Origin of the sequence: Leucobacter sp. G161, from assembly GCF_001482305.1 — a bacterium.
In the GTDB taxonomy this organism is placed as follows: domain Bacteria; phylum Actinomycetota; class Actinomycetes; order Actinomycetales; family Microbacteriaceae; genus Leucobacter.
This window is the reverse complement of the sequence record NZ_LOHP01000064.1, coordinates 17,722-31,489: the sequence shown is the minus strand read 5'-3', so window position 1 is coordinate 31,489 and position 13,768 is coordinate 17,722. Positions and strand designations below refer to the sequence as shown.

General features: G+C 65.1%; 13 protein-coding genes and 1 tRNA gene. 1 reads left to right on the top strand and 13 read right to left on the bottom strand.

Annotated features, from left to right (window positions below; genetic code table 11):
- Window positions 1–185: 185 nt before the first annotated feature.
- Window positions 186–2,807, bottom strand: a complete 2,622-nt coding sequence (gene polA, locus AUL38_RS10195; protein WP_059061785.1) for a DNA polymerase I — start codon at window positions 2,805–2,807, stop codon at window positions 186–188.
- A 72-nt stretch (window positions 2,808–2,879) separates the two neighbouring features.
- On the opposite strand from polA, the gene AUL38_RS10190 reads away from it, so the two are divergent.
- Window positions 2,880–3,344, top strand: coding sequence for a hotdog fold thioesterase (locus tag AUL38_RS10190; protein ID WP_059061783.1), 465 nt, complete (start codon window positions 2,880–2,882; stop codon window positions 3,342–3,344).
- A gap of 91 nt (window positions 3,345–3,435) precedes the next feature.
- On the opposite strand, the gene AUL38_RS10185 is transcribed toward AUL38_RS10190, so the two are convergent.
- The 12 genes from AUL38_RS10185 to hisF form a co-directional block, all read right to left on the bottom strand.
- Window positions 3,436–4,044: an ANTAR domain-containing response regulator gene (locus AUL38_RS10185; RefSeq protein WP_059061781.1), complete on the bottom strand. Its 609-nt coding sequence runs from the start codon at window positions 4,042–4,044 to the stop codon at window positions 3,436–3,438.
- A gap of 254 nt (window positions 4,045–4,298) precedes the next feature.
- Window positions 4,299–4,379: transfer RNA gene (locus AUL38_RS10180), tRNA-Leu, on the bottom strand.
- Window positions 4,380–4,449: 70 nt separating this feature from the next.
- A complete protein-coding gene (gene pyk / locus AUL38_RS10175) occupies window positions 4,450–5,913 on the bottom strand; it encodes a pyruvate kinase (RefSeq protein ID WP_059061778.1) in 1,464 nt (487 codons plus the stop codon).
- 11 nt (window positions 5,914–5,924) lie between these two features.
- The gene (lgt, locus tag AUL38_RS10170; protein ID WP_059061777.1) at window positions 5,925–6,863 is read right to left on the bottom strand and encodes a prolipoprotein diacylglyceryl transferase; all 939 of its coding nucleotides are present in this window, start codon (window positions 6,861–6,863) and stop codon (window positions 5,925–5,927) included.
- A 155-nt stretch (window positions 6,864–7,018) separates the two neighbouring features.
- On the bottom strand, window positions 7,019–7,807 hold the full coding sequence (trpA, locus tag AUL38_RS10165) for a tryptophan synthase subunit alpha (protein ID WP_059061774.1): 789 nt from the start codon (window positions 7,805–7,807) through the stop codon (window positions 7,019–7,021).
- Window positions 7,804–9,051, bottom strand: coding sequence for a tryptophan synthase subunit beta (gene trpB / locus AUL38_RS10160; protein WP_059061772.1), 1,248 nt, complete (start codon window positions 9,049–9,051; stop codon window positions 7,804–7,806). Before trpB ends, trpA begins: the two co-directional genes overlap by 4 nt.
- Before the next feature lie 35 nt (window positions 9,052–9,086).
- Window positions 9,087–9,857 carry an indole-3-glycerol phosphate synthase TrpC gene (gene trpC / locus AUL38_RS10155; protein ID WP_059061769.1) on the bottom strand — a complete coding sequence of 257 codons (771 nt, stop codon included), beginning with the start codon at window positions 9,855–9,857 and terminating at the stop codon, window positions 9,087–9,089.
- 2 nt (window positions 9,858–9,859) lie between these two features.
- Window positions 9,860–10,093, bottom strand: a complete 234-nt coding sequence (locus AUL38_RS10150; RefSeq protein WP_059061767.1) for a DUF6704 family protein — start codon at window positions 10,091–10,093, stop codon at window positions 9,860–9,862.
- Between the two features lie 162 nt (window positions 10,094–10,255).
- Window positions 10,256–10,879, bottom strand: a complete 624-nt coding sequence (locus tag AUL38_RS10145) for a Trp biosynthesis-associated membrane protein (RefSeq protein ID WP_059061764.1) — start codon at window positions 10,877–10,879, stop codon at window positions 10,256–10,258.
- On the bottom strand, window positions 10,872–12,476 hold the full coding sequence (locus AUL38_RS10140) for an anthranilate synthase component I (RefSeq protein WP_059061762.1): 1,605 nt from the start codon (window positions 12,474–12,476) through the stop codon (window positions 10,872–10,874). The genes AUL38_RS10145 and AUL38_RS10140 overlap by 8 nt, the downstream gene beginning before the upstream one ends.
- Window positions 12,477–12,586: 110 nt before the next feature.
- Entirely contained in the window at window positions 12,587–12,988 is a 402-nt protein-coding gene (gene hisI, locus AUL38_RS10135; protein ID WP_059061760.1) for a phosphoribosyl-AMP cyclohydrolase, read from the bottom strand.
- Complete coding sequence (gene hisF, locus AUL38_RS10130) at window positions 12,985–13,767, bottom strand: imidazole glycerol phosphate synthase subunit HisF (protein ID WP_059061758.1); 783 nt, start codon at window positions 13,765–13,767, stop codon at window positions 12,985–12,987. The genes hisI and hisF overlap by 4 nt, the downstream gene beginning before the upstream one ends.
- Between the last annotated feature and the right edge of the window lies 1 nt (window position 13,768).

The following is a 13,768-nucleotide window of genomic DNA, read 5'->3' as shown; positions in this document are numbered from 1 at the left end:
AAGTGGCCGGAACCGAATTGCTTCTGTTCCGCGAGACGTCCCACACGTGGACATGGTGTAGTCGCCACAAATGTGACAGTTCAGTCTAACGCGAGTTTGCTTCGCCGGGCAAGTGACGTTCTGCGGCGCGTCGGAAGGCATGCGCGCCGCTGTTCGGCGGCTCGCATCCGCTTGCGCCGCACCAGCTAGTGTGCGGCCGCGTTCCAGTTCGGCCCGTGCCCGAACTGCACCTCGAGCGGCACCTTGAGCTCGGCGGCACCCGCCATATCGGCGAGCACGATCGCTTCGAGCTGCTCTTGCTCCCCCTCAGCAACCTCGAACATGAGCTCATCGTGGATCTGCAGCAGCATGCGCGATTTCAGGCCGGCCTCGCGCATGTGATCCTCGACGCGGATCATCGCGATCTTGATGATGTCGGCAGCGGAACCCTGGATCGGTGCATTGAGCGCGGCGCGCTCCGCGTTCTCGCGGAGGATCCGGTTCGGGCTCGCGAGGTCGGGGAACGGCCGACGGCGACCGAAGATCGTCTCGGTGAAGGTGTCACGCTTCGCCTGCTCGACGACGGAGCGGAGGTAGTCGCGGACTCCCCCGAAGCGCTCGAAGTAGTCCTCCATGAGCTGCTTCGCCTCGCCGGCGGAGATGTTCAGCTGCTTTGACAGGCCGAACGCGGAGAGCCCGTATGCGAGGCCGTACGACATGGCCTTCACCTTCGAGCGCATTTCGTTGGTCACCTCGGCCGGGGTAACGCCGAAGATGCGCGAGCCGACGAAGCGGTGCAGATCCTCGCCGGCGTTGAACGCCTCGATGAGGCCTTCGTCGCCCGAGAGGTGCGCCATGATCCGCATCTCGATCTGCGAGTAGTCGGCGGTGAGCAGCGTCGTGTACTCGGGGGCGTGGATGAAGCCCTCGCGAATGCGGCGACCCTCTTCGGAGCGCACCGGGATGTTCTGCAGGTTCGGGTCGGTCGAGGCGAGTCGACCGGTGCTCGCGCCCACCTGCACGAGGGTGGTGTGGATCCGCTGATCCTCAGGGCCAACGGCCTTGATGAGCGTCTCAATGATCTGCCGCAGCTTGTTCGCGTCGCGGTGCGCGAGCAGCGAGTCAAGGAAGGGGTGCGGGTGCTTCTGCTGCAGGTCGGCGAGCGCCGCAGCGTCGGTCGTATAGCCGCTCTTCGTCTTGCGCGTCTTCGGCATGTCGAGCTCTTCGAAGAGCACCTGCTGCAGCTGCTTCGGCGACGAGAGGTTCACCTCATGCCCGATCGAATCAAACGCGCGCTGCTCGAGGGCTGCGACCCGCTCCGTGAGTTCGGCGTTGTGCGCCTCGAACAGCGGCAGGTCGATCGCGACGCCGCGCGCCTCAAGCTGCGCGAGGATCGGCAGCAGTGGCAGCTCGATCTGCTCGTAGACCTCTCTGGTGCGGCCCTCGAAGCGGCCGACGATCGCAGCGTGCACACGCACGATGTACCAGGCGAGCTGCTCGGGCGTCGCCACGCTACCCTCTTCGGGGACGAGCTGGTTCGGATCGCCCGTCGGCACCTCTTCGCCGAGGTAGCGGAAGACCGCCTCGGCGATGGTCTTCTCTGGGGAGATGGGCCGGAACACCCAGGCGGCAAGCAGCGCGTCGCCCGCGATCCCGTCAACCGCGACACCCGCCGCTGCGGCAACGCGCAGCTGCGCCTTCGCGTCGAAGAAGACCTTCGGCGCATCTGACGCAAGCCACGCCTCGAACTGCGCGTAATCGCGGCCGCCGGGCTGCCAGAGCAGCTTCACGGTCGACTCAGGCGTCGCGAGCCCCACGTCGATGCCGCCGGCGGCATCCGCAAGGTAGACGGCGGGGCTCTCGGCCTTCGCGAGCCAGTCGCCAAGCTCTTCGTCAATGAGCAGTCGCGCTTCCGGGAGCGTCGCGCCGAGGGCAGCTGGCTTGCCGGAGGCGGTCGGCACCTCGGCGCCGACGAGCTTTGCAACGCGCTGCAGCAGCGTGCGGAATTCGAGCTCCGCGAACTTCTCAGCGACGGCGTCCATGTCGACGTCGCCGCGCTTCAGGCCCTCGAGCGGCAGGTTGAGCTCGACGTCGGTGATGAGGTGGTTCAGGCGGCGGTTGCGCACCGCGAGGTGTGCGTTCTCACGCAGGCTCTCGCCGACCTTTCCGCCGATCTCGTCCTGCCGCTTGAGGATCTCATCGAGCGAGCCGAACTGGTTGATCCACTTCACCGCGGTCTTCTCGCCGACGCGCGGGACCCCCGGGAGGTTGTCGCTCGTCTCACCGACGAGCGCAGCGATCTCGGGGTACTGCTCGGGGCGCACCCCGTAACGCTCCATGACCTTGTCGGCGTCGTAGCGGGTGAGCTCGCTCACGCCCTGCTTCGAGGGGTAGAGCAGCGTCACGTCGTCGTTCACGAGCTGGATCGTGTCCCGGTCGCCGCTCACCACGAGCACGCGGTAGCCACCGGCGCGCCCCTCGGTCGCGAGCGTCGCGAGAATGTCATCGGCCTCGTACCCCTCCTTCTCGATGGTTGTGATGCCCATCGCGTGGAGCGCCTCCTGGAGGAGCGGGATCTGGCCCTTGAACTCGACCGGGGTCTCGCCGCGGGTGCCCTTGTATTCGGGGTACTCCTCGGTGCGGAACGAGTGGCGTGAGATATCGAACGCGATCGCGAGCGCGTCCGGGTTCTCGTTCGCCAACAGGTTGATGAGCATCGAGATGAAGCCGTGGATAGCGTTCGTGTGCTGCCCCGTCTGCGTCTGGAAACTGTCGACCGGAAGCGCGTAGAAAGCGCGGAAGGCGAGGGAGTGACCATCGATCACCATGAGGGTAGGCTGCTGAGTGGTATTCGACACACACACAGCCTACAAGGCTGGACTGACATTGAAAGAGTGGCAATGACCGAGCAGGATGTTCAGGCCCCTAACCGATTCGGTGTTCGCCCCGGTGAAGACAACGCAGACCTCGACTACATCAATTCGGTGGGTCTCGGAGCGCTCGCGCACACGATGGGAATCACACTCACCGAATTCAATCGAGAGCGTGTCGTCGCCACGATGCCGGTCGAGGGAAACACACAACCCTACGGCCTCGTCAACGGCGGCGCATATGCAGTACTCGGCGAAACCCTCGGCTCGATGCACGCCGGCTTCCTCGCCCCCGAAGGAAAACTGCCCGTCGGTGTCGACATCAATGCCACGCACACGGGTTCGGCCACAACTGGAAACATTACCGCCGTCTGCACGCCGATCCACGCCGGCCGCTCAATGACCGTCCACGAGATCATCTGCACCGACGACAACGGACGCCGCTGCTCGACGTTGCGCATCACAAACTTCTACAAGTCGATCCCGACGAAGTAGGGCGATCCTCGCTCCCCCAGCAAACGAAAAGACCCCGCGGATTCGCGGGGTCTTTTTTCGTTCGGGCGTGGCGCCGAGTTGAAGCGGTGAGCTAGTCCTTCTTCGGTCCCAGCTGATCGATGATTGTCTTCGCGACATCCTGCATCGTCAGACGACGGTCCATGGACGCCTTCTGGATCCAGCGGAACGCCTCGGGCTCCGAGAGGCCCATCTTGTCGTTGAGGATCCCCTTCGCGCGGTCAACGAGCTTGCGGGTCTCGAAGCGCTCAGCGAGGTCAGCGACCTCGCTCTCGAGGGCAACAATCTGCTGGAAGCGCGAGAGGGCGATCTCGATCGCCGGGATCAGGTCTGCGGGCGTGAACGGCTTCACGACGTAGGCGAGCGCGCCTGCCTCGGTCGCGCGCTCGACGAGCTCACGCTGGCTGAACGCCGTGAGCAGCACCACGGGAGCGATGTGCTCCTCGTTGATCTGCTCGGCCGCGGAGATGCCGTCAAGCTTCGGCATCTTCACGTCCATCACGACGAGGTCGGGGCGGAGCTCTTTTACGAGGGCGACGGCGGTCTCGCCGTCGCCGGCCTCACCGACAACGTCGAAACCGTTGTCGCGCAGCGTCTCAACGATGTCGAGGCGGATGAGGGATTCGTCTTCTGCGACAACTACGCGCCTGGGCGTGGTCGGTGCAACACTCTGGTCATTCACGCCTCAAGCTTACGATATCTCGATTAGATAACACCCAGTTTTCACAGCGTGGGAGAAAAGAGACTGCAAATCTAGTGAAATTATCAGCTTCACAGCAGACGAACGAGGCGGTCGCTATGCGTGAGCTCGGCTTTGGCTACGGCCAACGACCGGGCGCGTCACCGAACACGGGTAGCCGCACGCGGGCATCCACACACGCAAAAGGCTCGGACCCCAGCTTGTTCAGCCAGGGCCCGAGCCGTATTACCTATTTGTACCGGATGCGGGACTCGAACCCGCACGCCTCTCGGCAGCGCATTTTGAGTGCGCCGTGTCTACCATTCCACCAATCCGGCAAGCGGTTCCAGTTTACTGCACTGGAACCGGTTCCGTGGACCTCAGGCGGGCACGAACCCGCCCAGCGAGCTACTCGCCGTCAAGCGTGTGCTTGCGAGGCCCAGCAGCAGCGAGATTTCCGCTCGTCTCCCCCACGCGGTGAATCCGCAGCGTGTTCGTCGTGCCAACGGTGCCCGGAGGCGATCCCGCGATGATGAGGACGCGCTCGCCGAGTTCGATGTTATCGCGCGGCTCGAGGATCTCGTCGACCTGCGCGAACATCTCATCGGTGCTCCCGACGCGCGGCATCTCGATGCTGCGCGCGCCCCACGTGAGCTCCATGCGTCGGCGTGTCGCGACGGAGGGCGTGAACCCGATGATCGGGATCGGTGTCCGCAGACGCGACATACGCCGAACGGTGTCGCCCGACTCCGTAAACACGCAGATGTACCGGGCGCCGATGAACTCAGCGACCTCGGCAGCTGCGCGGGTGAGCACGCCGCCCTGGCTGCGCGGAGCAACCGTCAGCGGCTTGATGCGGTCCAGCGCGTGGTCCTCGGTCGTCTCGATGATCCGCGCCATTGTCTGCACGGCCTCAACCGGGTACGCTCCAACACTCGTCTCGCCCGAGAGCATGACCGCGTCGGCTCCGTCGAGGACAGCGTTTGCGCAGTCGGATGCCTCAGCGCGTGTCGGGCGCGGGTTCTCGATCATGGATTCGAAGACCTGCGTGGCAACGATCACAGGCTTCGCGTTGCGACGGGCGATGTCGATCGCTTCCGTCTGCACGAGCGGCACGCGCTCGAGAGGCATTTCGACGCCGAGGTCACCGCGGGCAACCATAATCCCGTCGAACGCGGCGACGATCTCTTCGAGGTTGTCGACAGCCTGCGGCTTCTCGATCTTCGCGATAACGGGAAGGCGCGTGCCCTCCTCGTCCATGATCTCGTGTACCCGAACAATGTCGGCCGCGTCGCGCACGAACGACAGTGCGATGTAATCGACGCCGAGCTTCAGGGCCCAGCGCAGATCATCCTCGTCCTTCTCGGAGAGAGCGGGCACGTTGACCGCGACACCCGGAAGGTTGATGCCCTTATTGTTCGACACCGTCCCGGGGACCTCGACCACGGTGTACACCGTGTCCTCGGTGACCTTCGTGGCGCGCAGCGTCACCTTGCCGTCGTCCACCAGCAGCGGATCGCCGACGCTCACGTCTCCCGGCAGCCCCTTATGGGTGGTGCCGCAGATCGTGCGGTCACCGGGGACCTCACGGGTCGTGATCGCAAATTCATCGCCAACCTCGAGGTCGTGCGGACCGTCAGCGAACGTTGCGAGGCGAATCTTCGGCCCCTGGAGGTCAGCAAGCACCGCGATAGGCCGTGCAACCTCGATCTCGGCACGCCGGATGTTCCGGTAGATGCCCTCGTGCACGTTGTAGGTGCCGTGCGACATGTTCAACCGCGCGACATTCACACCAGCGCTGATGAGCTCGAGGGTGTGGTCGTAACTTGAGACCGCAGGGCCCCAGGTTGCGACAATCTTGGCGTGGCGCATGGCTACTCCTTCTATTCCGCGTTGCCGCGGTTAATCACATGGTGAAATTCTTCGGGGTCCGCAGTGTCCCTGAGGACCGAATCGGCCGGGTTTGAACGGCCGGGGAGGTACACGCTGGTCTCGATACCAACGTGGCGGCGGCGCTGCACGAAGTACAGAATCACGCCGAGCACGATCGCGAGGAGCGCGGCAAGCACGTTGGTGCGCATGCCCAGGAAAAGCAGGCTCGGATCAACGCGCATCGACTCGATGATCGCGCGGCCGATGCCGTACCAGATGAAGTAGAGCGCGAGGAGCTTGCCCCAACGCAGCTGCCACTTCCGCTCGATCGCGAGCAGGACAACGATCCCAACGAGGTTCCAGATGATCTCGTAGAGGAACGTGGGGTGGAAGAGCGTCCCCTCCGGCAGTCCGATCGGGAATGCCGGGTTGGAGGAAGCAATCTCGAGGCCCCAGGGCGCCGTGGTGGGGCCGCCGAAGAGCTCGTGGTTGAAGTAGTTGCCGAGGCGGCCGAAGGCCTGCGCGAGCAGCAGGCCGGGAACGAGCGCGTCAGCGAACGACAGGAAGCGCACGCCGGTGAGGCGCGACGCGATCAGCACGCCGATGGCGCCGCCGAGCAGCGCACCGAAGATCGCGATGCCGCCGTCCCAGATGTTCCAGATGGCGTCCTTCTCGAACGGGTTCCACCACTGGCGACCCGCGGAGAAGTAGAAGCCCCAGTGCGTGACCACGTGGTACAGGCGTGCGCCGATGATGCCGAGCAGCACCGACCACACCGTGAAGTCGAGCACGACGCCGCGTTCAGCGCCGCGCTGGGTGAGCCTGCGTCCGGTCCACATCGCTGCGAGGACGATCCCGAGGATGATCCACAGGGCGTACAGGTGGATCGTCAGCGGACCAATCTGAAAGAACTGGAAGCTGGGGCTCGGGATACTGAGCGGGAGAATCATTGGCTCCTCTTTCGCGGGCGAATCTGTTCACTGGCGGCTGCGTCCACACGGGCTCTGCCCGGGGAACGAGGATCGCTGGCGATACACACTGCCAGCTTCCCGAACCGCCGAATTCATGTCTCTTGCCCCGGTTTCCCGCGGCACCAGAGACAATCCTATCTGCTGGTGCCTACTGCGATCTCGCGAACCACCTCGGCAAGTCGCTGCACCCCGCCCTCGCGGAGTGCACGGACGAACACGGTGCCGACAATCGCACCATCCGCGTACTCGAGTGTCGTGGCGACCTGTTCAGCGTTCGAGATGCCGATGCCGACGCACGCGAGGTTGCTGCCTGCAGCGCGAATACGGCCGGTGAGCACGCGCGCTGCCGCGTCGAGCTCCGATCGTTCACCGGTGATTCCCATTGTCGAAACCGTGTAGATGAACCCGGTGCTGCTCTCTGAGATCATGCGCAGCCGCTCCTCGCTTGAGGTCGGAGCAGCGAGGAAGACCCGGTCGAGTCCCAGGCGTTCGCTGATCTCGATCCACTCTGCCGCGGCGTCGGGCGTAATGTCTGGCGTGATGAGCCCGGCTCCCCCAGCAGCCGCGAGATCGCGAGCGAATCGTTCGACACCGTACTGGACAACGGGATTCCAGTACGTCATCACGAGCACAGGCGCATCGACAACTGCGGTGACGCGGCTGATCGCCTCGAACAGCTGCGGGAGCTTGAAGCCGGCCTTGAGCGCGGTCTGCGTTGCTTCCTGAATGACGAGCCCATCCATCACCGGATCGGAGTAGGGCACCCCGAATTCGATAACGTCTGCGCCGGCCTGCGCCATCGCGATCGCCGCGTCAACGCTCGTGTCAAGGTCGGGGAATGCCACCGGAAGGTAGCCGATGAGGGCTCCTTTGCGCTCGGACTTCGCAGCGAGAATCGCTGCCTCAACGCGCGAGGCGCTCATTCGGTGATCCCTTCGGCATCGAGGTCGGTGCCATCAAACAGTCCGAAGTACCGGCCTGCGGTTGCCATATCTTTGTCGCCGCGGCCCGACAGGCTCACTGCGATGATCGCGTCCGGTCCGAGCTCTTTGCCGATGCGGATCGCGCCAGCGAGCGCGTGCGCAGACTCGATCGCGGGAATGATGCCCTCGGTCTGGCTGAGCAGCCTGAGCGCCTGCATGGCCTCATCGTCGGTGGCGGGGATGTACTCGGCCCGGCCAATGTCGGCGAGCCAGGAGTGCTCTGGGCCGACGCCGGGATAATCAAGCCCGGCCGAGATCGAGTGCGACTCGATCGTCTGGCCATCCTCGTCCTGCAGCACGTAGGTGCGGGCACCGTGCAGCATGCCCGGCTTCCCACGCTCGATCGACGCGGCGTGCCGGTCGGTATCGACGCCGTCACCGGCAGCTTCCACGCCGAAGAGACGCACCGAGTCATCGTCGAGAAACGCGTCAAACATGCCGATCGCGTTCGATCCGCCGCCAACGCAGGCGACAACGGCATCGGGAAGACGCCCGTTCTTGGCGAGGAGCTGCTCGCGCGCTTCCTCAGAAATGACCTTCTGGAAGTCTCGGACCATCGCAGGGAACGGGTGCGGGCCCGCCGCGGTGCCGAAGATATAGTTCGTGTTCTCGACAGTCGCGACCCAGTCGCGGTACGCCTCGTTGATCGCGTCCTTCAGCGTACGCGACCCCGTGGTCACGGGAACGACCTCGGCGCCGAGCAGTCGCATCCGTGCGACATTCAGCGCCTGCCGCTTCGTGTCGACCTCGCCCATGTAGACGACGCACTCGAGCCCGAGCAGTGCGGCAGCCGTCGCGGTTGCGACACCGTGCTGCCCAGCGCCGGTTTCAGCGATGACGCGCGTCTTGCCGAGCCGCTTCGTAAGGAGAGCCTGTCCGAGCACGTTGTTGATTTTGTGCGATCCCGTGTGGTTGAGATCCTCGCGCTTGAGGAACACGCGGGCGCCACCGGCGTGCTCTGCGAACCGGGGCACCTCCGTGATCGGCGATGGCCGACCGGCGTAATCACGCAGCAGGTCGAGGAGCTCTGCCTGGAAAGCGGGATCCGCCTTTGCGACAGCGTAGGCGTCGGAGAGCTCGTCAATCGCTGCGATGAGCGACTCCGGCATGTACCGACCGCCGAACTCGCCGAAAAACGGCCCGTGCTGATCTCGGAGACTCGTCACTGAAGTCTGATCTGACATGCTCGCCTTTCAAAGGAGACGGAGAGTTGTGAGGGTTACACGCTCAGGAAAGACGCCAGCGTTGCGATCGGGTCGTTGGTCACGAGCGCTTCGCCGACAAGAATCGCGTCAGCACCCGCTTCGCGGTACCGAACGACGTCGTCAATTCCGAGCACGGCTGACTCCGCGACGCGGATCACGCCCGCGGGAATCTGGTCCGCAACGCGGCCGAACAGCTCGCGATCAAGCTCGAACGTCGACAGGTCGCGTGCGTTCACGCCGATGAGCTGCGAGCCGAGATCCACCGATCGGGCGACCTCGTCAGCCGAGTGCGCTTCAACGAGCGGGGTCATACCGAGCTCGAGCGTAAAGCGATAGAGCCGCTCAAGCGTCGCCTGCGGAAGCGCGGCGACGATGAGCAGCACGAGGTCGGCGCCGGCGGCGCGGGCCTCGAGGATTTGGTATTCCTCACCGATGAACTCCTTGCGGAGCACCGGGATACTCACGGCCTTGCGAACCGCTTCAAGGTCGGCAAGCGAACCCTTGAAGCGGCGCTCCTCAGTCAGCACGCTGACTACGCTGGCGCCGCCAGCCTCATACTGGCTGGCGAGCGCCTGCGGTTCGGGAATCTCTGCGAGATCTCCGCGGGACGGGCTCGCACGCTTCACCTCGGCAATCACACGCATGTGATCGGCGGGCGCGAGATACTCGAGAGCATCAAGCGCAGCCGGGCGCGCCAGCGCCTCCGCCTCAACGACGGAGAGCGGGCGGATCTGCCTGCGGGACTTCGCGTCCTCGAGCGAACCCTGGAGGAGCTGGTCAAGCACCGTTAGTCGTGTGACTTCGGGGTGAAACGGGGGCCCTTAACGCCGTAGCCTGCCTTCGCCAGAATCGCGCCAAGGATCAGGCCGAGAGCGACGACGCCGACGCACACCCATACGAGTGTCGGCATCTGAAGGAAGAAGAATACGGTTCCGGCCGCAATGCCAATGAGCATCACCACCACTGCCGTCCATGCCGCGGGCGAATCGCCGTGACCGGGGTCTCCGTGTGGGTTACTCATGTATCTCCTCTGGCAGTGTGCACATTCGGACGTCTCAATCTTACCGGGAATTCCCAGCATTCAGCGAATGCAGGGCGCGTGGCGCGGCTCACGCCGTGTCGTTTTCGCGACCTGCCCGGTCTAGCGTACGGTCAATCCGGCGTGTTGGCGCGGGTTTTCAGCTCAGCGATGTTCGTCGTCGGTGGGATCGCCGCCGTCGGAGAGCGCATCCCACTCGGAGATGCGATCGTCTGTCGGGGCTGTCGCGCCGCGCGGGCGAGCCGCTCCGCCGGTCTCATATTTGCGTCCGGCAACCTTCCAACGCGGACTAAACACCAGCACGAGCAGTCCGGCAATCGCGAGCAGCGCGCCGACGATCACCGTGACGGTGGGCCACACCGACACCGTCATGGTGTCAATCAGGGAGCTTTGAGCCTCACCAGAAATCCCGCTGACTTCCTCGAGCGATCCACTCGCGCCCTCTAAGGGGTCGATGAGCGCGCGAACACCGGCGTACGACAGACCGCCGCCGAGCGCGACAATAAGCACGCCGATCACCCGACGGAATCCCTTGCCCGCAATAGTGAGCACGAGGGCTGCCGCCAGCGAAGCCAGTGAGATCATCGTCAGCGCTGGGCTGATCTGCTGACCGGTCACGGCGAGCCGCTCGACCGTTGCAGCGCCGGGCAGCAGCGCAATATCCAGCCACGACTGCACCGACGACAGCAGCGCCCCCGCCCCAGCGATCACGACGAACCCGATGAGGGTCGCCTTACTGGTGAGCTTGCTCTGGCGTTCCTCAGACATGAATTTCCGTCCTGCTTAGCGAGTTCGCGATCGCGACCGCCCGGAGGGGCGCCGCGGCTTTGCTTTGACACTCGGCGTCTTCGGTTTCTGGCACCGAGTCGGCAACGACGCCGGCCCCCGCCTGCACCATTGCGACGCCGTCACGGATCGTAGCGGTGCGGATCGCGATCGCAAGATCCGCTGCGCCGCCGAGCCCGAAGTACCCGACCACTCCCCCGTACACCCCGCGCTGCACCGGCTCGAGCTCGTCGATGATCTCGAGCGCGCGCGGCTTCGGAGCACCACTCAGGGTGCCTGCCGGGAACGTTGCCTTGAACACATCGATGGGATTCTGTCCCGCACGCACCTGGCCTTCGACTGAGGAGACAATGTGCATGATGTGACTAAACCGCTGCACGACCATGAACTCGCTCACCTCCACGCTGCCGGGTTCGCAGACACGGGCGAGATCATTACGGGCGAGATCCACGAGCATGAGGTGCTCGGCGCGCTCCTTCTCATCGGCAAGGAGATCCTTCGCGAACTGCTTGTCCTGCTCGACGGTCTCGCCGCGCGGACGCGATCCCGCGATCGGGTGCGTCATAACGTGGCCGTGCTCCTGCACGGTGACGAGCGCCTCCGGGCTCGAGCCAACGACCGAGAACGGGACGCCGTCGTTGCCTTCGAGTTGCACGAGGTACAAGAACGGGCTCGGGTTCAGGTGCCTGAGCACCCGATATACGTCGAGCGGGTCAGCGGTGCACTCCTGGTCGAAGCGCTGCGAGGGCACGACCTGGAAGATGTCGCCGTCAACAATGTACTGCTTCGCGGCGTCAACGGTCGCCATATATTCGGGCGTCGTGGTGAGCCGCGTCGGCTCGGGCAGCGAGGCCCGGTCGAGCACACCAAGCGGCGACGGCGAGGGCGCCGCGAGCGCTGTCTGCAACGCATCGAGCCTGCGCTGTGCGTCAGCCCACTGGCTATCCGCGTCAGCAGCCCCCGTCGCACCGAGCGCGCCGTCGTTCAAGACGTTCGCGATGAGGATCACCGCGCCTTCGCGGTGGTCGATGACGACGAGCTCGGACACGAAGCTCAGTCCCTGTGTGGGCAGCCCCGTCGGCACCGCGGGCGGCGCATCAAGGCGTTCGAACTGGCGTACGGTCTCCCAGCCGAGGTACCCGACGAAGCCGCTCGCGAGCGGTGGCAGGCCGGGAATCTGTGGTGATTTCCAGCGTTCGTACGCGGCACGCAATGCCTCGACCGGCTGCAGTGCTGAGACGCCACCGGGGAGCAGCCGTTCCTCGCTGAGCGGCTCGCCGCTGCCCGCGGGACCGTCGCCCGCGGAGCCGCCGAACGCGTAGCTGCTCGGGGTCCAATGGGCGAATCCGTCGCGTTCGCCGAGCACGCCGAAGCTTCCGGCGCCAACGAAGCTGAAGCGTGTCCAGACGCCGCCCTGTTCGGCGGACTCGAGCAGGAACGTGCCAACGCGTGACCCCGCAACCTTGCGGTAGATACTGACGGGAGTGTCTGCGTCAGCGAAGATTTCGCGGCGAACCGGTATGACGGCGTGCGCCTGGCGCTCGACATCGAACTCTGCACGGGTAGTGGTGTTGCTCACGGTCTCAGCCTATCTCTCAGTTCCGGAGGGAACCCTGCGCTGGGTTCCCACATGCTGCGAGAAACGCCTCAGCCCCGCCACGGTGGGGCGAGGCTGAGGCGTTCACTCAGTTAGTCTGCCGACGGGTCGCCGGCGACGGCCGGCAGATCGCGTCCGTCGAAACAGGTGCGGGTGCCGGTGTGGCAGGCCGCTCCCAGTTGCACAACGCGCACGAGCAGGGTGTCGCCGTCGCAGTCGCTCGCCACGGAGCGCACGTACTGGCGGTGCCCCGAAGTGTCGCCCTTGCGCCAGTACTCGCCGCGTGAGCGGGACCAGTAGGTGACGCGGCCAGTGGTGAGAGTGCGCCGCACCGCCTCTGCGTCCATCCAGGCGAGCATGAGCACGCTGTCTGACTCATCGTCCTGCACGATCGCTGCGAGCAGCCCGTCGTCGCCGAACTTCAGCTCAGCGATCGCGGCCTCGGCAGCGGAGGGGTCGGATCCGGTGTCGGCTACGCTGGGCCCCCCGCTCATGCGGTGGCTCCCCCGCCGAGTCGCACGGTGTGCCCGGCGTCAGCGAGCGCCTGCTTGACGTCACCGATCGTGAACTTTCCGTAGTGGAAGACCGAGGCCGCGAGCACCGCGTCCGCGCCGGCGTCGACCGCCGGGGCGAAGTGCTCGAGCTCACCGGCACCGCCGGAAGCGATCACAGGCACGGAGGCGAGCTCGCGCACCTTCCGAACGAGTTCAAGGTCGAAGCCGTCCTGCGTGCCGTCAGCATCCATCGAGTTCACGAGCAGCTCGCCGGCTCCCCGATCCACCGCTTCGCGACACCATTCAAGCGCGTCGAGCTCGGTCTCACGCTTACCGCCGTGCGTCGTCACAACGAAGCCGCTCGGCTGCTTCTCGCTGCGCTTCACATCGAGCGAGAGCACGATGACCTGTGCCCCAAAGCGATCGGCGATCTCACCAATCACCGCGGGCCGCGCGATCGCGCCCGAGTTGATGCCGACCTTGTCCGCACCCACCTCAAGGAGCCGCGCGACATCATCAGCTTCGCGCACGCCACCACCGACCGTGAGCGGGATAAACACCTGCTCAGCGGTGCGGCGGACCACGTCGTAGGTCGTCGAGCGGCCGTCGACGGTCGCGGTGACATCGAGGAACGTCAGCTCGTCCGCGCCCTGATCCGCGTACTTCGCGGCGAGCTCGACGGGATCGCCCGCGTCCTGCAGGTTCAGGAAGTTCACGCCCTTCACGACGCGGCCATCGGCGACATCGAGGCAGGGAATCACACGTACTGCAACAGTCATG